Here is a 19,921-nt window from a genome sequence, read left to right as displayed (position 1 = left end):
GGGAAGAACCATGCAGAGCGTTGAAATCTACACCTCGCCCTATTGCGGCTATTGTCACGCGGCCAAGCGTTTGCTGGACCAGAAGGGTGTCAGCTATAGCGAAATCGATGTCGCCGTCGCCCCCGAGAGGCGCGAGGAAATGGTGACCCGCGCGCGGGGCGGCTATACCGTGCCGCAAATCTTTATCGGCCAGACCCATGTGGGCGGCTGTGACGAGCTTTATGCGCTGGAGCGTATCGGCAAGCTTGACCCGCTGTTGCAGGGGTGATCGGGTATGCGCGCGGCCTTGTTGCAAATGACATCGGGCGATGATCCCGAGGTCAACCTGGCATCCGCGCGCGAGATGATCCGCGAGGCGGCAGGGGCAGGGGCAGGGGCGGGGTTTGTCCTGACACCCGAGGTTACCAATTGCCTGTCGGCCAGCCGCGCGGTGCAGGAACGTGTGTTGCAGTACGAGGCGGACGACCTGACGCTGGCCGCGTTGCGGGCCGAGGCGGCGGAGCTGGGGATCTGGCTTCTGATCGGATCGCTGGCGCTGAAGACCGGGGATGCGGACGGGCGATTCGCCAACCGGTCCTTCCTGGTCGCGTCTGATGGGGCGATTACGGCGCGCTATGACAAGATCCACATGTTCGACGTGCAGATCAACGACACCGAAAGCTATTGCGAATCCGAGGGCTACCGCCCCGGCAACCGCGCCGTCATGGCCGCGACGCCCTTTGGTGTTCTGGGGTTGAGCATCTGTTACGATCTGCGCTTCGCCCATCTCTACCGGACGCTGGCCCATGCGGGGGCCGAGATCCTGACCGTGCCTGCGGCGTTTTCCCCGGTTACGGGTGCGGCCCATTGGGAACCCCTGTTGCGGGCCCGTGCGATCGAGACGGGGTGTTACGTCCTTGCACCGGCGCAATGCGGATCGCACTCGGCATCCGAGGGTCGCGAAAGGCGCACCCACGGGCATTCGCTGGCGGTGTCGCCCTGGGGCGAGGTTCTGGCCGACGGGGGCGATGCGCCGGGGATCGTCTATGTGGATCTGGATCGGGAGGAGGTCGCGCGCGCCCGCGCCCGCGTGCCTGCCATCACCCATGACCGCCCCTTTGCGCCCCCGGCATGAGCGAGATTGGCGATAGCCTGGCCGTCTCGCTGTTTTCCGAGATCTTCATGGCCGATCAGCTGGCGCGGAACCGGATATCCCGCGCGTTGCCCAAGGGGATGGAGATCAGCCATTTCTCGGTTCTCAACCACCTGGCCCGGCTGAACGAGGAACGCACCCCCGCGCAACTGGCCGCGACACTTCATGTCACGCGCGGCGCGATGACCAACACGCTGAATCGGCTGGATTGGGCGGGGCATGTGCATATCCGGCCCGACTGGGACGATGCGCGGCGCAAACTCGTCTCTATCTCGCCTGCGGGCCGGTCCGCGCGCGACGCGGCGATCCAGGCGATTTCCCCGGTTCTGGCCGAGGCCGTGGCCGATATCGGCGAGGACCGCCTGCGCGCCGCGTTGCCCGTGCTGCGGCAGTTGCGCCAAAAGCTGGAAGGCGGGCGGTAGGCCCAGCCCGGCGTTGCCACCGGACGGGCTATCCTTGCGCGAAGCGCCCCTCAGGCCGGTTTTACCGACGCGGTCACGTAGTTCACCGACAGGTCGCGGCTGGACAGCGACCAGCTCCACGCGATCGGGTTGAAGACGAAACCGGTGCGGTCCACCACGCGCAGCCCGGCGCGTTCGATCAGGTCGCACAGCTCGTCCGGGGTGATGAACTTGTTGTATTCGTGGGTGCCCTTGGGCAGCCAGCGCATCACGTATTCCGCCCCGAAAATCGCCATGACAAAGGCCTTGGGGTTGCGGTTGATCGTGGAACACAGGTGCAGCCCGCCCGGTTTCAGCAATTGCTGGCAGGCGGTCAGATAGGCCAGCGGGTCGGCCACATGTTCCACCACCTCCATGTTCAGGACCACGTCGAACCGTTCGCCCGCCGCGGCCAGCGCCTCGGCGGTGGTAAAACGATAGTCGATCTCAAGCCCCGACTGTTCCGCATGGATGCGCGCGACGGGGATGTTGCGTTCCGCCGCGTCGGCACCGACCACTGTGGCGCCCAGCCGGGCCATCGGTTCCGACAGCAGCCCGCCGCCGCAGCCGATATCCAGCAGGCGCAGCCCCTTGAACGGTTTTTCGGCCGACAGGTCACGACCGAATTCCGCCGCGATCTGCCGCGTGATATAGTCCAAGCGACAGGGGTTAAGCATGTGCAAAGGCTTGAACTTGCCGTTCGGGTCCCACCATTCGGCGGCCATTGCCTCGAATTTGGACACTTCGGCGGGATCGACGGTGGTCTCGGCTGCTTGCATCACACGCTCCGTTCCTGTCTTTTGGTGGCGCACCCTTGGGGTGCGGCCCTTCGGCGTTATATAGGCGGCTCATGGACAAATCCGCAGGCCAAAAGCGCGCATCGCAGGTTCTTTACCCGCCGGTCGACCCGTTTGACCAGCGGATGCTGGACGTCGGTGACGGGCACAGCGTCTATGTCGAACAATGCGGCAATCCCCAAGGGATACCCGTGATCGTGTTGCATGGCGGGCCCGGTGGCGGGTGCAGCCCGGCGATGCGCCGCTATTTCGACCCCGATCAGTTTCGCGTGATCCTGTTCGATCAGCGCGGCTGCGGCCGCTCGCGCCCCCATGCCAGCGTGCAGGCCAACACCACCTGGCACCTGGTCCGCGATATCGAGGCGATCCGCGAAACACTGGGAATCGACCGCTGGGTCGCCTTTGGCGGAAGTTGGGGCGCGACGCTGGCGCTGATCTATGCCCAGACCCATCCCGACCGCGTGGCCTACCTGGTGCTGCGCGGCGTGTTCCTGATGACCCAGGCAGAGCTTGACTGGTTCTACGGCGGCGGCGCGGGGCGGTTCTGGCCCGACCTGTGGGGCCGCTTCGTCGACATGATCCCGGTGGATGAGCGCGACGACATGATCGCCGCCTATCACAAGCGCCTGTTTTCCGGCGACGTGATGCTGGAAACCCGCTATGCCCGCGCCTGGGCGTCCTGGGAAAACGCGCTTGCCTCGATCGAGCATCAGGGCATGGCTGGCGAGGTGCCCGCCGATTACGCCCGCGCCTTTGCGCGGCTGGAGAATCACTATTTCCTGAATCGTGGCTTCCTGGATCGCGATGGGCAGATCCTGGACGACATCTCGCTGATCGCCCATATCCCGGCAACCATAGTGCAGGGCCGTTATGACATGGTCTGCCCGCCCGAATCCGCCTGGGCGCTGTCCGAGAGGTGGAGCCGGTCCAGCTTGCGCATGGTGCCGATGGCCGGCCATGCGCTGTCCGAGCCGGGGATCACGGCGGAACTTGTGCGCACGATGCGTGGCGTGGCCCGCCAGGCCGGTGGTTTGGGATTGTAGAGATGAGCATCAACGTCCGTTTCTGGGACCGCATCGCCCGACGCTATGCCCGCATGCCCCTGCGTGATCCCGACGCCTATGAGCGCAAGCTGGCGATGACCCGCGCCCACATGAAACCCGGTGCCGAGGTGTTCGAATTCGGCTGCGGGACGGGCACCACGGCGTTGAAACATGCCCCCCATGCAGGGCATGTCACTGCCATAGATTGCGCCCCCGCGATGATCGAGATCGCGCGGGAAAAGGCGGCCGAGGAAGGAATCGACAACGTTACCTTCGAGGTTGCCAACCTCGAACAGATGGCGCGTGCGCCGGGATGTTACGACATGGTGATGGCGCATAACGTGCTGCACCTGCTGACTGACCGGCACGCGGCATTGACCCATGTCCACGACATGCTGCGGGAGGGGGGGATCTTTGTCTCGTCGACGGCCTGCGCGGCCCGCGCGCCGTGGCTGTTTCGCGCCATCGTCAAGACCGGAGGGCTCCTGCGGCTGCTGCCGCTGTTCCATCTGCTGACCGAAGAGCAGTTGAAAGCCGACATCACCGCCGCCGGGTTCGAGATCGTCGAGGAATGGCTGCCCGAGGGCGGCAAGAGCGCGCTGTTCCTGATTGCGCGCAAGGTGGGTTAGGCCCGCCCGGTCATGGGTGCGGACAATTCCCTTGCGCCGTGCGGTCTTTGCCCCTATACCGACGACAACAGCGGCGGTTCGGCCTCCACACCCGAACCCCCACCGGATCATCGTGTGCGGGCCGTTGGCCCGTTTTTTTATGCCCGGAATGCAAGCCCATGAATGACCTCATCGCCAAGACCGCCATCGACCGGCGCCTGGCCGAGATCCTGACCCCCGTGATCGAGGGGATGGGGTTCGAACTGGTGCGTCTTCGCCTGATGGGCGGCAAGAACAAGACATTGCAGATCATGGCCGAGCGCCCCGAGGGAGGCATCGAGGTCGACGACTGCGCCGCGATCTCCAGTGCCGTATCGGCGATCCTGGATGTCGAGGACCCGATCGAGGATGCCTATACCCTTGAAGTGTCCAGCCCCGGAATTGACCGGCCCTTGACCCGGCTCAAGGATTTCGCGGCCTGGGAAGGCTACGAGGTCAGGCTGGAAACGACCGAGCTGATCGACGGACGCCGCCGTTTCAAGGGGGTTCTGGCAGGTGTCGATGGCAACGAGGTGCTGGTCGAGATTGCAGATGACAAAGGCGAACAGGTTGTCATCGGGCTAGACCATGACTGGCTGTCGGACGCGAAACTGGTGCTGACCGACGAGTTGATCCGCGAAATGCTGCGCGCGCGCAAGGCCGCTGGTCTGATCGACGAGGATGATTACGACGAGATCGAGACGGACGACGGGTCCGTTCGCGAGGAGGATTGAGACATGGCGATTACCTCTGCCAACCAACTTGAATTGCTGCAAACCGCCGAGGCGGTGGCCCGCGAAAAGATGATCGATCCCGATCTGGTGGTGCAGGCGATGGAAGAAAGCCTCGCACGGGCCGCCAAGTCGCGATACGGCTCTGATATGGATATCCGTGTCGCGATCGACCGCAGGACGGGCCGCGCCACATTTACCCGCGTGCGCACCGTGGTCGCCGATGACGAGTTGGAAAACCACCATGCTCAACTGACCGTGGCGCAGGCCCGGCAATACATGGCCGAGCCTCAGATCGGCGATGAAATCCGCGACGAGGTGCCCGCCGTCGACATGGGCCGGATCGACGCGCAATCGGCCAAGCAGGTGATCCTGCAAAAGGTCCGCGAGGCCGAGCGCGACCGCCAGTACGAGGATTTCAAGGACCGCGCGGGCACCATCATCAACGGTGTCGTCAAGCGCGAGGAATACGGCAACGTCATCGTCGATATCGGCCGGGGCGAGGGCATCTTGCGCCGCAACGAAAAGATCGGCCGCGAAAGCTATCGCCCGAACGATCGCATCCGCTGTTTCATCAAGGACGTGCGTCGTGAAACGCGGGGGCCGCAGGTTTTCCTGTCGCGCACCGCGCCCGATTTCATGGCGGAACTCTTCAAGATGGAAGTGCCGGAAATCTATGACGGCATCATCGAGATCAAGGCCGTCGCCCGTGACCCCGGGTCGCGCGCCAAGATCGCGGTCATTTCCTATGACAACTCGATCGATCCCGTGGGCGCCTGCGTCGGCATGCGTGGCAGCCGGGTACAGGCCGTCGTGAACGAGTTGCAGGGCGAAAAGATCGACATCATACCGTGGAACGAGGATCAGGCGACCTTCCTTGTCAATGCGTTGCAACCGGCCGAGGTCAGCAAGGTCGTCATCGACGAAGAGGCCGGCAAGATCGAGGTCGTGGTTCCCGACGAACAGCTTTCGCTGGCCATCGGGCGGCGTGGCCAGAACGTGCGGCTGGCCAGCCAGTTGACGGGCCTGGATATCGACATCCTGACCGAGGCCGAGGAAAGCCAGCGCCGCCAGGCCGAGTTCGAGGAACGCACGCGGCTGTTCATGGACACGCTGGACCTGGATGAATTCTTTGCCCAGCTTCTGGTGTCCGAGGGTTTCACCAATCTCGAAGAGGTGGCCTATGTCGATGCCGACGAGTTGCTGGTCATCGACGGGGTGGACGAGGGCACCGCGTCCGAGTTGCAGGCCCGCGCCCGCGACTATCTTGAGGAACAAAACCGCAAGGCGCTGGAACATGCGCGCGAACTGGGTGTCGAGGACAGCCTTGTTGACTTCGAGGGCCTGACGCCCCAGATGATCGAGGCATTGGCCGAGGACGGCATCAAGACGCTGGAAGATTTCGCCACCTGCGCAGACTGGGAATTGGCCGGCGGCTGGACCACGGTGAATGGCGAACGGGTCAAGGATGAGGGCCTGCTTGAAAAATTCGATGTCTCGCTGGAAGAGGCCCAGGCCCTGGTGATGTCGGCGCGCGTGCTGTTGGGCTGGGTCGATCCAGCCGATCTTGAGGTGGAGGAGTCCGAGGCCGACGAGGCGGATGCCGATACCGACGAGGAGGCCGGGGCCTGATCCGGGGCCCCGTTTGACGGACATGGCCCGCGGAGGTGCCCCGAAAGGCGCGGATACGCCGGAACGCCGTTGTATCGCCACGGGCGAGGTTCAGCCCAAGGCGGGGCTGATCCGGTTCGTCATCGGCCCAGAGGCGCAGGTTGTTCCCGACCTCTGGGGCAAGCTGCCAGGCCGGGGTATATGGGTCTCGGCCGACCGTGCCGCATTGGAACTGGCGGTGAAACGCCGCATCTTCGCCCGCGCGGCAAAACAGGCCGTCACCGTCCCCGAGGACCTGGTTGACCAGGTCGAGGCGGGCCTGGTGCGCCGCTTGGTCGAGGGGCTGTCGCTGGCTCGCAAGGCCGGTGGTGCGGTGGCGGGATTCGAAAAGGTCAAGTCCTGGCTTGAAACGGGTCGCGCGGCGGCATTGCTGCAAGCGTCGGACGGGTCAGAGCGGGGCAAGACCAAGCTGCGCCCGCCTGATGGGCAGGATGTGGCCATAGGTTGTCTGACTGCCCGGGAATTGGGTTTGGCATTCGGCCGGGAAAGTGTGATACATGGCGCGCTTGCGTCTGGCGGACTCACTGAACGTGTAGTAGAGGATGCCGCCAAGTTATCAGGCGTGCGCAGAGAAGTCGGGGGAGCGACCCCCGGAAAGGGCTGAAAGAGCTTATGAGCGATAGTGACGGCAAGAAGACACTCGGTTTGCGCAGCGGCTCCCGCTCCGGTCAGGTAAAGCAGAGCTTTTCCCATGGTCGGACCAAGAATGTTGTGGTCGAGACCAAGCGCAAACGAGTTGTCGTGCCCAAGCCTGGCACCGCCAAGGGGGGTGCCGGTGCTGCCGCGGCCGGTGGCGATCCGTCGAGGCGCCCCGCCGGGATTTCCGATTCCGAAATGGAACGCCGCCTGAAGGCGCTTCAGGCCGCCAAGGCCCGTGAAGTCGAGGATGCCAAGGCCCGCGAAGAAGAAGAGCGCAAGCGCGAGGAAGAGCGTCAGCGCCGCCGCGACGAGGCCGAGGCCAAGGAACGCGAACAGCGCGAGATCGAAGAGGCCGCACGCCGCAAGGCCGAGGCTGAGGCCGAAGAGCAAGAGCGCAAGAAGCGTGCCGCCGCCGCGGCCGCGAAACCCGCCGCGCCCGCCCCCACGGCGACGCCCGCCGATGTCGAGGCGGCCCAGTCCACCGCCAAGCCCGCACCCCGCAAGACCGAGCGTGACCGCGTAGAAGAGCGCCCGACCCCGCGCAGCAAGGGCAAGGATGATAACCGCCGGTCCGGCAAGCTGACGCTAAACCAAGCGTTGTCGGGTGGCGAGGGCGGTCGTCAGCGTTCGCTTGCCGCCATGAAGCGCAAGCAGGAACGGATGCGTCAAAAGGCGATGGGCGGCGCCGAATCCCGCGAAAAGGTCGTGCGCGACGTGCAGTTGCCCGAAACCATCGTGGTGTCCGAACTGGCCAACCGCATGGCCGAACGCGTGGCCGATGTGGTCAAGGCGTTGATGCAGAACGGCATGATGGTGACGCAGAACCAGTCCATCGATGCCGACACCGCAGAGTTGATCATCGAGGAATTCGGTCACCGCGTTCAGCGCGTCAGCGACTCTGACGTCGAGGATGTGATCGACACAGTCGAGGACAAGGCCGAAGACCTGAAATCACGCCCGCCGGTCATCACGATCATGGGCCATGTCGACCACGGGAAGACCTCGCTTCTGGATGCGATCCGGAACGCCAAGGTCGTGGCGGGCGAGGCCGGTGGCATCACCCAGCATATCGGCGCCTACCAGGTGACCACCGAAAGCGGCACGCTGCTGACCTTCCTCGACACGCCGGGCCACGCGGCCTTTACGTCGATGCGGGCGCGGGGCGCACAGGTGACGGATATCGTTGTTCTGGTGGTGGCCGCCGACGACGCGGTGATGCCGCAAACCATCGAGGCCATCAACCACGCCAAGGCGGCCGAAGTGCCGATGATCGTGGCGATCAACAAGGTCGACAAGCCCGAAGCCAACCCCGACAAGGTGCGCACCGACCTGTTGCAGCACGAGGTCGTGGTCGAAAAGATGTCGGGCGAGGTGCAGGATGTCGAGGTGTCGGCCAAGACGGGCCAGGGCCTTGATGAACTGCTTGAGGCCATTGCGCTGCAATCGGAGATCCTGGAACTCAAGGCAAACCCCGAACGCGCCGCCGAGGGCGCGGTCATCGAGGCACAGCTCGACGTGGGCCGCGGCCCCGTGGCCACCGTGCTGGTGCAAAAGGGGACCCTGAAACGCGGCGATATCTTTGTCGTGGGCGAACAGTGGGGCAAGGTGCGCGCGCTGATCAACGACCGCGGCGAACGCGTGGACGAGGCCGGTCCGTCGGTTCCGGTCGAGGTGCTGGGCCTGAACGGCACGCCCGAGGCGGGCGATGTTCTGAACGTGGTCGAAACCGAGGCGCAGGCCCGCGAGATCGCCGAATACCGCGAGGCGAAGTCTAAAGAGAAACGGGCCGCCGCCGGGGCCGCCACGACGCTGGAACAGCTCATGGCCAAGGCCAAGGAGGATCAGAACGTCGCCGAGCTGCCGATCCTGGTAAAGGCCGACGTTCAGGGCTCTGCCGAGGCGATCGTTCAGGCGATGGAAAAGATCGGCAACGAAGAGGTGCGCGTGCGCGTTCTTCACGCGGGTGTTGGCGCCATCACCGAAAGCGATGTTGGCCTCGCCGAGGCGTCGGGTGCGCCGATCATGGGCTTTAACGTGCGGGCCAATGCGCCGGCGCGAAACGCGGCTAACCAGAAGGGTGTCGAGATCCGCTATTACAGCGTTATCTATGACCTCGTGGATGACGTGAAGGCGGCGGCTTCGGGCCTGTTGTCGGCCGAGATCCGCGAGAATTTCATCGGTTATGCCCAGATCAAGGAGGTCTTCAAGGTCTCTGGCGTCGGCAAGGTCGCGGGCTGTCTCGTGACCGAGGGGATTGCGCGCCGTTCGGCTGGTGTGCGCCTGTTGCGCGATGACGTGGTGATCCACGAGGGCACTCTCAAGACCCTGAAACGGTTCAAGGATGAGGTTGCCGAGGTTCAGTCGGGCCAGGAATGTGGCATGGCGTTCGAGAATTACGACGACGTGCGTCCTGGCGATGTCATCGAGATCTTTGAACGGCAAGAGGTCGAGCGCACGCTTGCCTGACGTCGGCAACGGCAAAAACCTGGCCAGATCAGATGAAAGGGCGCCTTATCGGGGCGCCCTTTCATGTTTCGGCGGTTAAAGCCAATCCTGAAGAACCGGGATCAGCGGGATATCCGCCGCGGGCATGGGATAGTCGCGCAGATCCCGCGGCCGCACCCATTTGAGGGCTTGGCCTTCACGCCCACGCGGGGTTCCTTGCCATTTCCGGCAGGCAAATAGCGGCATCAGCAAGTGAAAGTCGTCATAGCCGTGGCTGGCAAAGCTGAGCGGCGCAAGACAACTGGCCCAGGTGTCGATGCCCAGTTCCTCTTGCAACTCGCGCATCAGCGCGGCCTCGGGTGTCTCATGCGGTTCCACCTTGCCGCCGGGAAATTCCCAAAGACCCGCCATCGCCTTGCCCTCGGGGCGTTGCGCCAGCAAAACCCGTCCGTCCATGTCGATCAACGCCACCGCGGCGACCAGAACCATCCTCATGAGCGGTAATCGGCGTTGATCTCGATATAGCGGTTGGTCAGATCACAGGTCCAGACGGTGGCCGCGCCCTTGCCCAGCCCCAGGTCAACGCCGATCTGCAATTCATCGCGGCGCATATACGCGGCACCGGCCTCTTCGGCGTAGGTTTCCGCGACCCAGCCCTTTTCGGCGACAAGGATATCGCCGAACCTGATCGCCAGGCGGTCGCGGTCGGCCTGCGCCCCCGATTTGCCCACCGCCATCACGATGCGGCCCCAGTTGGGATCTTCGCCCGCGATCGCGGTCTTGACCAGCGGCGAGTTCGCGATTGCCATCGCCACTTTTTTCGCGTCCGCGTCGTCGGCCCCGCCGGTTACCGCGATCTCGACGAATTTCGTTGCCCCCTCGCCGTCGCGCACCACCTGCTGGGCAAGGTCCAGCATCACGCCGTGCAGCGCCTGCTGGAACGCGCGCGCGGGCTTTCCGCGCATGTCATTGATCGCGGGTGCGGACGATGCGCCGGTGGCGGCCAACAGCAGCGTGTCCGAGGTCGAGGTGTCGCCATCCACCGTGATGCAGTTGAAGGTCTGGTCGGTCAGCCGCGTCAGCATCTTTTGCAGCGGCGCCTGGGCGATTTTCGCATCGGTAAAGATGTAGACCAGCATCGTCGCCATGTCGGGCGCGATCATGCCCGATCCCTTGGCGATGCCGGCGATCCGGATGGGGGCGCCGTCGATCTCGATCACCGCGCCTGCGCCCTTGGGGAAGGTGTCGGTGGTCATGATCGCGCGGGCCGCGTCATAGATCGCGCCCGAATCCTGCCGCGCGGCCAGATCGTCGAGAACCGCGGTGATCCGTTCATGCGGCAATGGCGCGCCGATCACCCCTGTCGAACTGGTGAAAACCCGCGTTTCGGGCACTCCGGCCGCACGGGCCGCGGCCGCACAGATCATCGTCACCGCCTCGGCGCCGTGGCGGCCGGTAAAGGCGTTGGCGTTGCCGGCATTGACCACGATTGCGGCACCCGCCCCCGCATCGGCGGGTTGGCCGATCTTGGCCTCGCAATCCAGCACCGGTGCCGCGCGCGTGGCCGAGCGGGTGAATGCCCCAGCCACGGCAGTGCCCGGCGCCAGGGTGGCCAGCATCACGTCGGGCCGACCCCGGTACCGCACTCCGGCTTCGGCGATGGCAAAGCGGACGCCCTCGATGACGGGCAGGTCCGGGAACCCGCCAACGGGCGCGAGCGGCGAAATTTTCGGTCCCGTGGCCGGGGCCTTGCACCGCGTCGCCGCGAGCTGTTTTTCCAGCCGCCTGACCTGCCGTTTCAGGGGCTTGAGCCTGGCTTTCTTCTTGTCGGCCTTATTCTTGTCCTTCGCCATTTTTTCCTCGCTGCGGTTGGCGGCTCATTGGTCCAGCAGGCTGCGGTCATTGAGGAGCGCGGGATCAACCTGCACCTCTGGGCGCTCGATATCGGCGGCGGCGGTCAGATCCTCCATTGCCTTTTCCATCGCGTCGCGCTGGATCTGTTGCACCAGGTCGTCGCGCACCTCGTCCAGGGCGGGGGCCTGCTTGATCCGACTGTCGCGCAGCGTGACGACATGCCAGCCGAACTGCGTTTCGACCGGGTCAGAGACCTGTCCGGGTTCAAGACCCAGAACGGCATCCTCGAAGGGTTTGACCATCATGCCCTTGGTGAACCAGCCCAAATCGCCGCCATTGGGCCCCGAGGGGCCGGTGGATTTCGTCTTTGCCAGTTCGGCGAAATCCGCGCCGCCATCCAGTTCGGCGCGGATTGCCTTTGCTTCGTCCTCGGTTTTTACGAGGATATGGGCCGCGTTATACTCTCGCTCGGGTTCCGCGGCCGCATAGGCGGCCTCGTAGGCGGCCTGAATCGTCTCGTCGGTTACCGCCTCCTGGGCGACACGCGAAAGGGCCTCGCCGGCAATATAGCTGCGCTGTTCATTCTCAAGGGCCAGCCGTGCGCCAAGCGACAGGTCGTCGCCGATGCTATCGGCGACAGCGCTCTGTCGGATCAGCTGGTCAAGTACGGCCTCGTAGAGCACGTCATCGGGCAGTTGCTGATATTCGGGGGGCAGTTGGGCGCGCATCACGATCATGTGGCCCAGCGTGATCGAGGTTTCGCCGACGCGGGCGACAACCGTGTCGGGGCCGATTTCCTCGGCTGCGAGCGGCAGGGCGAGCCCCGTGCTCAGCACGAATGCAAACATCGAACGGAAGGCTTTCGGCATTGGGGCAACTCCTTTCGGGCGCGCGCTTGGGCGGCGTTGACACATTTCTGGCAGCCCCTTACATCGCTTCTGGTCCGTACGGGCCGGCGCCAGTCTCAGGCCATTTCTATTGGGGCAATCGGGGGCGGGCAAGGCGTCCTGAAGACAAGATCCCGTCAGACACGACAACCGCCGCGGAGAGAACATGCTGGGCATCGGAACACTGGGCCGCAAGGTCTTTGGCACCAAGAATGACCGCCTGATCAAGAAGGTCCGCCCGCTGGTCGACCGGATCAACGAACTGGAACCTGAATTCGAGCGTCTGAGCGACGAGGGTCTCAAGCAGAAGACCGAAGAATTCAAAAAGCGCATCGCCCAGGGCGAGAGCCTTGACGACATCCTGCCCGAGGCGTTTGCCAATTGCCGCGAGGGCGCGCGCCGGGCGCTGGGCCTGCGGGCCTTTGACGTGCAGCTGATCGGCGGCATCTTCATGCATCGCGGCTATATCGCAGAGATGAAGACGGGCGAGGGAAAGACGCTGGTCGCGACCTTCCCGGCCTATCTGAACGCGCTGACCGGCAAGGGCGTGCATATCGTTACGGTCAACGACTACCTGGCCAAGCGCGACTCTGACTGGATGGGCAAGGTCTATGGCGCGCTGGGTCTCAGCGCGGGCGTGGTCTATCCGTTCCAGCCCGCCGATGAAAAGCATGCGGCCTATGCCGCGGACATCACCTATGCCACGAATAACGAGCTGGGCTTTGATTACCTGCGCGACAACATGAAGTCGGAACTGTCCGAAATGTTCCAGCGTGGGCATTACTTTGCCATCGTCGACGAGGTGGACTCGATCCTGATCGACGAGGCGCGCACGCCTCTGATCATCTCGGGGCCGTCCGAGGACCGTTCGGAACTTTACCGGACGCTGGACAAGGTCGCCCCCGAACTGACCGCAGATCATTTCACGCTGGACGAGAAACAGCGTAACGTGACCTTTAGCGAGGAAGGCAACGAATTCCTCGAGCGCCGCTTGCTGGAACTGGGCATCCTGCCCGAAGGTCAGTCGCTCTATGATCCCGAAAGCACCACGATCGTACATCACGCCACCCAGGCGCTGCGCGCGCACAAGCTGTTCCAGAAGGATAAGGATTATATCGTCCGGGGCGGCGAGGTTGTTCTGATCGACGAATTCACCGGGCGCATGATGCCGGGCCGGCGCCTGTCGGATGGCCTGCACCAGGCGATCGAGGCCAAGGAGGGCGCCGCGATCCAGCCCGAGAACGTGACGCTGGCCTCGGTCACCTTCCAGAATTATTTCCGCCTCTACGACAAGCTGGCGGGCATGACCGGCACGGCGGCCACCGAGGCCGACGAATTCCGCGAAATCTATGGTCTTGGTGTGATCGAGGTGCCTACCAACCGCCCCATCGCACGCGAGGATGAACATGACGCGGTCTTCCGTACCGCCGAAGAGAAATACACGGCCATCGTTGACACCATCCAGAAGGCCCATTGGCGGGACCAGCCGGTACTTGTCGGGACCACCTCGATCGAGAAATCGGAAATGTTGTCCGAATTGCTCAAACAGGCGAAGGTTCCGCATAACGTGCTGAACGCCCGCCACCATGAACAAGAGGCCAAGATCGTGGCAGAGGCGGGCCGCCTGGGCGCGGTGACCATCGCCACCAACATGGCCGGGCGCGGGACCGATATCCAGTTGGGCGGCAATGTCGAGATGAAGGTCATGGAGGCGCTTGCCGCCGATCCGCAGGCGCATCCCGACGAGATCCGCGCCCGGATCGAGGCTGAACATGCCGATGAGAAAAACAAGGTTCTCAAGGCCGGGGGCCTGTTCGTCCTGGGGACTGAACGCCACGAATCCCGTCGTATCGACAACCAGTTGCGCGGCCGCTCTGGCCGGCAGGGCGATCCGGGGCGGTCGGCGTTTTTCCTCAGCCTCGAAGACGATCTGATGCGCATCTTCGGGTCGGAGCGGCTTGACAAGGTGTTGTCGACACTGGGAATGAAAGAGGGCGAGGCCATCGTTCACCCATGGGTGAACAAGTCGCTGGAAAAGGCGCAGGCCAAGGTCGAGGGGCGCAATTTCGACATCCGCAAGCAATTGCTGAAATTCGATGATGTCATGAACGAGCAGCGCAAGGTGATCTTTGCCCAGCGCCGCGAGATCATGGAGGCGAGCGACCTCTCCGAGATCGTGCAGGACATGCGCCAGGATGTCGTGGACGACCTTGTCGCGGCCCATATGCCCGCCCGGTCCTATGCCGATCAGTGGGATACAGAGGGCCTGCGCGAGGCGGTGCGCGACAAGCTGAACCTTGACCTGCCGGTGGGCGAATGGGCAGCCGAAGAGGGCGTGGATGACGAGCATGTGCGCGAACGCATCGCCGAGGCCGCGGATGTGGCCATGGCCGCAAAGGCCGAACGCTTTGGCCCCGAGACGATGCGCAGTATCGAAAAGCAGGTTTTGCTGAACGCCATAGACGCAAAGTGGCGAGAGCATCTGTTGCGGTTGGAACACCTGCGCTCGGTCATCGGGTTTCGCGGTTATGCACAGCGCGATCCGCTGAACGAATACAAGACCGAGTCTTTTGCGCTGTTCGAATCCATGCTCAATGGTCTGCGCGAGGACGTGACGGTGAAACTGGGCCAGATCCGTCCCCTGACCGACGAGGAACAGGCCCGTATGATGGCGCAGGTCGAGGCCCAGGCGAGGTCGCTGGAGGCCGCCGCCAGGCAGGCTCATGCCGAACATCCCAGTCCCGACGGCCGGCCCGCCCCCAATGAAAGTGCGCGCGAGGGCTTTGACGAAACGCGGCCTGAAACCTGGGGCAATCCGGGACGCAACGACCCGTGCCCCTGTGGATCGGGCCAGAAATTCAAACATTGCCACGGGCGTTTCTGATCGGGATCGACGGTGCGCCGCGATGCGGTGACATGGTGCCGTGTCACGCGGCCAGGCCAACGGCCTGCCCGTGACAGGATGGACTGTGACGGAATAGGCCGGTGCAGGCGTTACAGGCGCTTGGTCTGGTCCTGAACCTGTTCGAGATTGATGTTGACCCAGCGCATCGCCTCGGCCCGCACAAGGTCGGGATCGCCCGTGGCCAAAGCCTTGCGGAGGCTTTGCAGCGCGCGCGCGACCTGGAATTCTGAGACAGCGGCCTCTTCGGCGATGAAGATCTTGCTGTTTGCCGTGCGGCCAAGATCTGCGCCCACGGCCAGTTGTTCATGCAGCTTTTCGCCAGGGCGCAAACCGGTGATCGCGATGTCGATGTCGCCATGCGGGTTGGCGGCATCGCGCACGGTATAGCCCGAGGTTTCGATCACGCGTCGGGCCAGTTCGGAAATCTTGACCGGCTTGCCCATGTCGAGAACGTAGATCTCTCCGCCCTTGGCCATGGTGCCCGCGCAAAGCACCAGTTGCGTTGCCTCGTTCACGGTCATGAAATAGCGCGTCACGTCGGGGTGGGTCAGTGTCACCGGGCCGCCGCGCGCGATCTGTTCGCGAAACAGCGGGATCACGGAGCCCGACGAACCCAGCACATTGCCGAACCGCACGATGGCAAAGATCGACCCGCGCCCCTCTGCCTGGCAGCGCCGCGCGGTGTCGCCCACCACCAGTTCGGCCAGCCGCTTTGACGCGCCCATCACGCCAACGGGCCGAACGGCCTTGTCGGTGGAAACGAGGATGAAGCGTTCCACGCCATGCGCCGCGGCCTCCTGGGCGATGGTCGCGGTGCCCAGAACGTTATTGGCAAGGCCCGCGACCACGTTCGCCTCGATCAGCGGGACGTGCTTGTAGGCGGCGGCATGCAAGACAACCTGGACGTCGTACTCTTCCAGCGCGGTGCGCACCTGGCGACGGTCGGTCACCGTGCCCAGCACCGGCACGATTTCGCAATTCATCCCCTCGGCAAGGGTGCGCAACTCGTTGTCGATATTGTAAAGCGCGTATTCCGACAGTTCCAACAACACCAGCCGCGCCGGGTTGCAATTCAGGATCTGGCGGCACAATTCCGAGCCGATCGAGCCACCTGCGCCCGAGATCATCACGTTCTTTCCAGTATAGGCGTTCACGATCCCCGATAACGCGCTGTCTACCTGTTCTCGCCCCAGGAGACTGGAGGGCAGAACGGGCGCAAGGCTGTCGGTCAAGGTCTCTGCCCCGACCAGTTGGGCGAAAGAGGGCACTGCCTGAACCTCGACCCCGGCGTTGGCGATGCGCCGGGCGATCTGTGCCTGCCGTGGCGGCGAAAGTGACGGAATCGCGATCAGCACCCGCTCGATCGAGTGATACCCAAGAAGGCGGTCCAGCTCTTTCGGGGCATGTACGGTCAGCCCCGCAACGGTCGTGCCCTGCAACACCTGGTTGTCATCGACGAATGCAACCGCTGTGATCTGGTTATGCGCCTTGAGCGCGAGCGCCAGTTGCATCCCGGTGGTGCCGGCGCCGTAGATCAGCACCCGGCAGTGGGATTCGGTGTCGCGATAGATCGCCAAAAGCGCCTGAAGCAGCACGAGGCGGGTTGTAACGGTCAGCACCAGGAAGGCCAGCGCAAAGACCACCACCCCGCCGGGGCGCAGCAGCGGTTGAAACAACGTGCAGATCAGCCCGAGGATTGCGGCCAGCGCCAGGGTCGCCGCGGCGCTGCGGCTCATTGCCGAGATTTCATAGGCTTTCAACTGGATGCGCGGAATACCCAGAAGGATCGAAATGGCCGCCGCAGAGGGCAACAGCGTTGCCAGGACCGGCACTGCCTGGCGAAACCAGGCCCCGCCTGGAAAGGCGTTTTCCTGCGCGATCGCCGCGATCAACAGGGCCAGCGCCACAAGGGCCAGGTCCATGCCGAGAAGAACCAGTTTCTTTTGGGTTCGGGACAACGACTTTACGAAAGATTTCATCATCGAAATTTCACCCCGTACCGCGTCCGTCCCCGTTGCCAAAAAACAGCAACAGGCTGCGTGGTCCCCCCGAACGCATAATGACCTACAGCCCGGCTATAAGCCTCACCCGTGCCCTTTTGCATCAATAAAGGGCAGTGGACAATTGCGTTTATCCCCCAATGGCGGTTTCTCGCCAGTCATTTAGCCATTTGTGGGGGCGATTGCCCGATTGTGTGACAACCACGGCGCGGCCTCGATTGCAGGGGGCGAGGCAGAGGATGGCGGCCCCGGCGCAACAGTCCGGGGCCGCGGGGATCAGTCATAGGCGGTGCCAGGCTTGATCCCCAGTTTCTTGAACACGATCGCGGCAGGGCAGAAGCCGGTAACGGCGCTTTGCATCATGTTCACGCCGATGAAGGCGGTGAAAAGATACCACCAGCCCGAAACCCAGGTGCCAAGGGCCAGCGTCAAGAGGATCATGAAGCCTGCAAATAACAGGACGGCACGGTCGAGGGTCATTTCGAATCTCCTTTGAAGGATGGCGCACGCGGCGCGAGGTGAATAGGATATGAGGACCATGGGTTAAATTCAATATTTTGAATGTTAACCGTGCATTTGCCGTCCCCGCTTTTCCCCTTGACGACCCCCGGCGCCTCGAATACCTAGCCCCTCGCTCGTGGCGGAGTAGCTCAGTTGGTTAGAGCAGCGGAATCATAATCCGCGTGTCGGGGGTTCAAGTCCCTCCTCCGCTACCACACACCCCGTAAACCACTGTTTTCTCTAGAAGGCTTAGTTTTCCTACTGCTTTTCACTGGAAAGTGGTACACAACGGTGGTACGCAATGGGCATGCAAGACATGCCTAAGCAGCAATATCTCAGCCGCGATGACAAGGGTTGGAAGCTGCGCCGCCGGGTGCCTGCGAACATCCAAGAACTCGCGGGGAAGACCCAATGGGTCGAACGAATGGCCGGAGTTTCCCATCGGGAAGCTTGTGAACGTGCCAAGACCTTCGGGGTCAGAACCGATGCCGAGATCAAGCGTCTAGAAGGCAAGCTCGCGGCTGTGCCCCTTGCACCCATAAAGGCAACCGACGCTGAACCGGGGTTCAAGTTTGAACTCACCGATCATGAGATTGACCAGATTGCCATCGGGTACTTCCACGAGCTTGAACGGTCCGTTCAGGCGACAGGCGGTTATCGTGCCGGTGTTACCGAGGCCAATCGCGACGAAATTCTGATTGATCTGGCGCTCGAATATGACCGCGCTGACGCGTTGCATGTAGGGGATGAAAGCCGCGCTCAGGAGTATCCTGACCAAGATATACAGGTCGTTTATCATCTCACGGCGCTTCGCCAACTCATCAAATACAACTTCTTGGATCATGCGGAGTTTGAAGAAACAGTCACGAGCAAACGCAAAGGGTCCAAAGTCAAACGGCTCCGCGTGACCGCTGAGCTACGGGCAAACCCTCATTTTCAACGCCTCGCTGATCGGCTGGCCGCAGCACATGCGGAGATGGCGCGGCGCAAACTGGAAGCCGTTTCTGATCAGCGCCACCCATCCCTGCAAAACCCGGCCTTTGGACCTGCGCTTGATCCAACTGTGACCATCAAGCCCCACAAGGAAGTCCGCGTCGGCGAGCTGGTTGATAGCTATCTCGCTCAGCGCAAACGGCAGGTCGGTAAGTCTCGATACGATCAGTTGCTGACCGCCTGCCGCGCGCTGAATGAAGAGATCGGCACGCGGGTTCCTATCTCCAAAATCACGCGGGAACAGTGTCAATCTATCGTTGATCTGTTTGTCACCGTACCGCCCTACGTCTCGCGGCATTACAAGGGCAAGACTTTGCGCAAGGCGGCTGAGATGTTCGCTAAGAAGACCGGCGAACCCGCGCAGCGCTTCAAAGAGGCGGACAAGAACCTTGCCGTGTTGCGTGAGGTGTTCGAGTTCGCCATCGACAAAGACTGGCTTGCCATCAATCCCGCCCAGCGCGTCAAGGTCGTGAAGCCCTCGCGCCCAGTCAGCTTTGCTGAGCATGAGGAAGGTTACGAGCCGTTTAGCGTCAACGAACTTCAGATCATCTTCCAACAGCCGCTCTACACCGGCTGCCAGAATGACGAACATGGTATCAACAGGCCCGGACCCAACCACCCGCGTCGAAGCCGCTTCTGGGTGCCGCTTATTTCTGCCTTCTCAGGCCTGCGGATGCAGGAGGTCTTGCAGCTCGAACGGTCGGACATTCGGGAAACCGATGGCGTGCATTTCATCTCGGTGAATGACAAGCCCGTCGGGGCTGACTACCGTGACGGTGAATACGTCAAGCGCCTAAAAACCAAGAACTCTCTAAGAAAGGTGCCGATCCACCCCGAGCTGATCAAGATCGGCTTCTTAGACTACGTGCAAGCGGCAGACCGCGAGTGGCTGTTCCCGGACATGCCATGTCGTGAAGCCGCGAAGATGTCGGATCAGTTTTCCAAGAGGTTCCGCACCTTTCTGAAGCCAACGGGAATTTGGGTGCCAAGGCGTAAAGTGTTCCATAGCTTTCGCAACGCATTCAACGACGCGCTGCGCGAAGCCGATGTGCGCCTTGAGTTCCGAGAACAACTTATGGGATGGGTAGACTACAACAAGATGGACAGTGTCTATGGTCACGGGCACCTGATCAATCGTCTGAACGAAGAGGTGTCACGTGTCGCATATAGCGGGCTGGATGTGAGCCATTTGCACAGGTGATCTGATTTGTTTGCCCGCCCCCTACTAAGAGTACT

General features: G+C 62.9%; 17 protein-coding genes and 1 tRNA gene. 12 read left to right on the top strand and 6 right to left on the bottom strand.

Annotation, left to right across the window (positions count from 1 at the left end; translation table 11 throughout):
* Window positions 1–10: 10 nt before the first annotated feature.
* The 3 genes from grxC to EV663_RS08045 are packed head-to-tail and all read left to right on the top strand — an operon-like array spanning window position 11 to window position 1,554.
* Window positions 11–268 carry a glutaredoxin 3 gene (grxC, locus tag EV663_RS08055; protein ID WP_132951281.1) on the top strand — a complete coding sequence of 86 codons (258 nt, stop codon included), beginning with the start codon at window positions 11–13 and terminating at the stop codon, window positions 266–268.
* A gap of 6 nt (window positions 269–274) precedes the next feature.
* Complete coding sequence (locus EV663_RS08050; protein ID WP_132951280.1) at window positions 275–1,114, top strand: carbon-nitrogen hydrolase family protein; 840 nt, start codon at window positions 275–277, stop codon at window positions 1,112–1,114.
* Window positions 1,111–1,554, top strand: a complete 444-nt coding sequence (locus EV663_RS08045; protein ID WP_132951279.1) for a MarR family winged helix-turn-helix transcriptional regulator — start codon at window positions 1,111–1,113, stop codon at window positions 1,552–1,554. Before EV663_RS08050 ends, EV663_RS08045 begins: the two co-directional genes overlap by 4 nt.
* Window positions 1,555–1,604: 50 nt before the next feature.
* Here the strand turns inward: EV663_RS08045 and ubiG are convergent, their stop codons facing one another.
* On the bottom strand, window positions 1,605–2,351 hold the full coding sequence (gene ubiG / locus EV663_RS08040) for a bifunctional 2-polyprenyl-6-hydroxyphenol methylase/3-demethylubiquinol 3-O-methyltransferase UbiG (RefSeq protein ID WP_132951278.1): 747 nt from the start codon (window positions 2,349–2,351) through the stop codon (window positions 1,605–1,607).
* Window positions 2,352–2,422: 71 nt separating this feature from the next.
* Here ubiG and pip point away from each other — a divergent pair, with 71 nt between their 5' ends.
* The 6 genes from pip (at window position 2,423) to infB (ending at window position 9,566) form a co-directional block, all read left to right on the top strand.
* The gene (gene pip, locus EV663_RS08035) at window positions 2,423–3,412 is read left to right on the top strand and encodes a prolyl aminopeptidase (protein WP_132951277.1); all 990 of its coding nucleotides are present in this window, start codon (window positions 2,423–2,425) and stop codon (window positions 3,410–3,412) included.
* Window positions 3,413–3,414: 2 nt separating this feature from the next.
* Entirely contained in the window at window positions 3,415–4,041 is a 627-nt protein-coding gene (locus EV663_RS08030) for a class I SAM-dependent methyltransferase (protein ID WP_132951276.1), read from the top strand.
* A gap of 158 nt (window positions 4,042–4,199) precedes the next feature.
* Window positions 4,200–4,793 (top strand): ribosome maturation factor RimP, encoded by a 594-nt coding sequence (gene rimP / locus EV663_RS08025; protein WP_132951275.1) that lies wholly within the window; start codon window positions 4,200–4,202, stop codon window positions 4,791–4,793.
* 3 nt (window positions 4,794–4,796) lie between these two features.
* The gene (gene nusA / locus EV663_RS08020; protein ID WP_132951274.1) at window positions 4,797–6,422 is read left to right on the top strand and encodes a transcription termination factor NusA; all 1,626 of its coding nucleotides are present in this window, start codon (window positions 4,797–4,799) and stop codon (window positions 6,420–6,422) included.
* 22 nt (window positions 6,423–6,444) lie between these two features.
* Window positions 6,445–7,065 carry an RNA-binding protein gene (locus EV663_RS08015; protein ID WP_132951273.1) on the top strand — a complete coding sequence of 207 codons (621 nt, stop codon included), beginning with the start codon at window positions 6,445–6,447 and terminating at the stop codon, window positions 7,063–7,065.
* Window positions 7,066–7,073: 8 nt separating this feature from the next.
* Window positions 7,074–9,566: a translation initiation factor IF-2 gene (infB, locus tag EV663_RS08010; RefSeq protein ID WP_132951272.1), complete on the top strand. Its 2,493-nt coding sequence runs from the start codon at window positions 7,074–7,076 to the stop codon at window positions 9,564–9,566.
* A 75-nt stretch (window positions 9,567–9,641) separates the two neighbouring features.
* On the opposite strand, the gene EV663_RS08005 is transcribed toward infB, so the two are convergent.
* The 3 genes from EV663_RS08005 to EV663_RS07995 are packed head-to-tail and all read right to left on the bottom strand — an operon-like array spanning window position 9,642 to window position 12,268.
* Entirely contained in the window at window positions 9,642–10,040 is a 399-nt protein-coding gene (locus EV663_RS08005; RefSeq protein WP_132951271.1) for a (deoxy)nucleoside triphosphate pyrophosphohydrolase, read from the bottom strand.
* Entirely contained in the window at window positions 10,037–11,398 is a 1,362-nt protein-coding gene (gene argJ, locus EV663_RS08000; protein ID WP_132951270.1) for a bifunctional glutamate N-acetyltransferase/amino-acid acetyltransferase ArgJ, read from the bottom strand. The genes EV663_RS08005 and argJ overlap by 4 nt, the downstream gene beginning before the upstream one ends.
* Window positions 11,399–11,422: 24 nt before the next feature.
* Window positions 11,423–12,268 carry a peptidylprolyl isomerase gene (locus EV663_RS07995; protein ID WP_132951269.1) on the bottom strand — a complete coding sequence of 282 codons (846 nt, stop codon included), beginning with the start codon at window positions 12,266–12,268 and terminating at the stop codon, window positions 11,423–11,425.
* Window positions 12,269–12,452: 184 nt separating this feature from the next.
* Here EV663_RS07995 and secA point away from each other — a divergent pair, with 184 nt between their 5' ends.
* Window positions 12,453–15,170, top strand: a complete 2,718-nt coding sequence (gene secA, locus EV663_RS07990; protein WP_132951268.1) for a preprotein translocase subunit SecA — start codon at window positions 12,453–12,455, stop codon at window positions 15,168–15,170.
* A gap of 110 nt (window positions 15,171–15,280) precedes the next feature.
* On the opposite strand, the gene EV663_RS07985 is transcribed toward secA, so the two are convergent.
* Complete coding sequence (locus EV663_RS07985; RefSeq protein WP_132951386.1) at window positions 15,281–17,170, bottom strand: polysaccharide biosynthesis protein; 1,890 nt, start codon at window positions 17,168–17,170, stop codon at window positions 15,281–15,283.
* A 297-nt stretch (window positions 17,171–17,467) separates the two neighbouring features.
* Window positions 17,468–17,671 (bottom strand): YgaP family membrane protein, encoded by a 204-nt coding sequence (locus EV663_RS07980; protein ID WP_132951267.1) that lies wholly within the window; start codon window positions 17,669–17,671, stop codon window positions 17,468–17,470.
* Window positions 17,672–17,830: 159 nt separating this feature from the next.
* Here EV663_RS07980 and EV663_RS07975 point away from each other — a divergent pair.
* Window positions 17,831–17,907 (top strand) — tRNA-Met (locus EV663_RS07975).
* Window positions 17,908–17,993: 86 nt separating this feature from the next.
* A complete protein-coding gene (locus EV663_RS07970; protein ID WP_132951266.1) occupies window positions 17,994–19,886 on the top strand; it encodes a site-specific integrase in 1,893 nt (630 codons plus the stop codon).
* Window positions 19,887–19,921 lie beyond the last annotated feature (35 nt).

Source organism: Rhodovulum bhavnagarense, from assembly GCF_004343505.1.
GTDB lineage: Bacteria > Pseudomonadota > Alphaproteobacteria > Rhodobacterales > Rhodobacteraceae > Rhodovulum > Rhodovulum bhavnagarense.
This window is presented reverse-complemented; position numbering and strand designations above follow the sequence as displayed.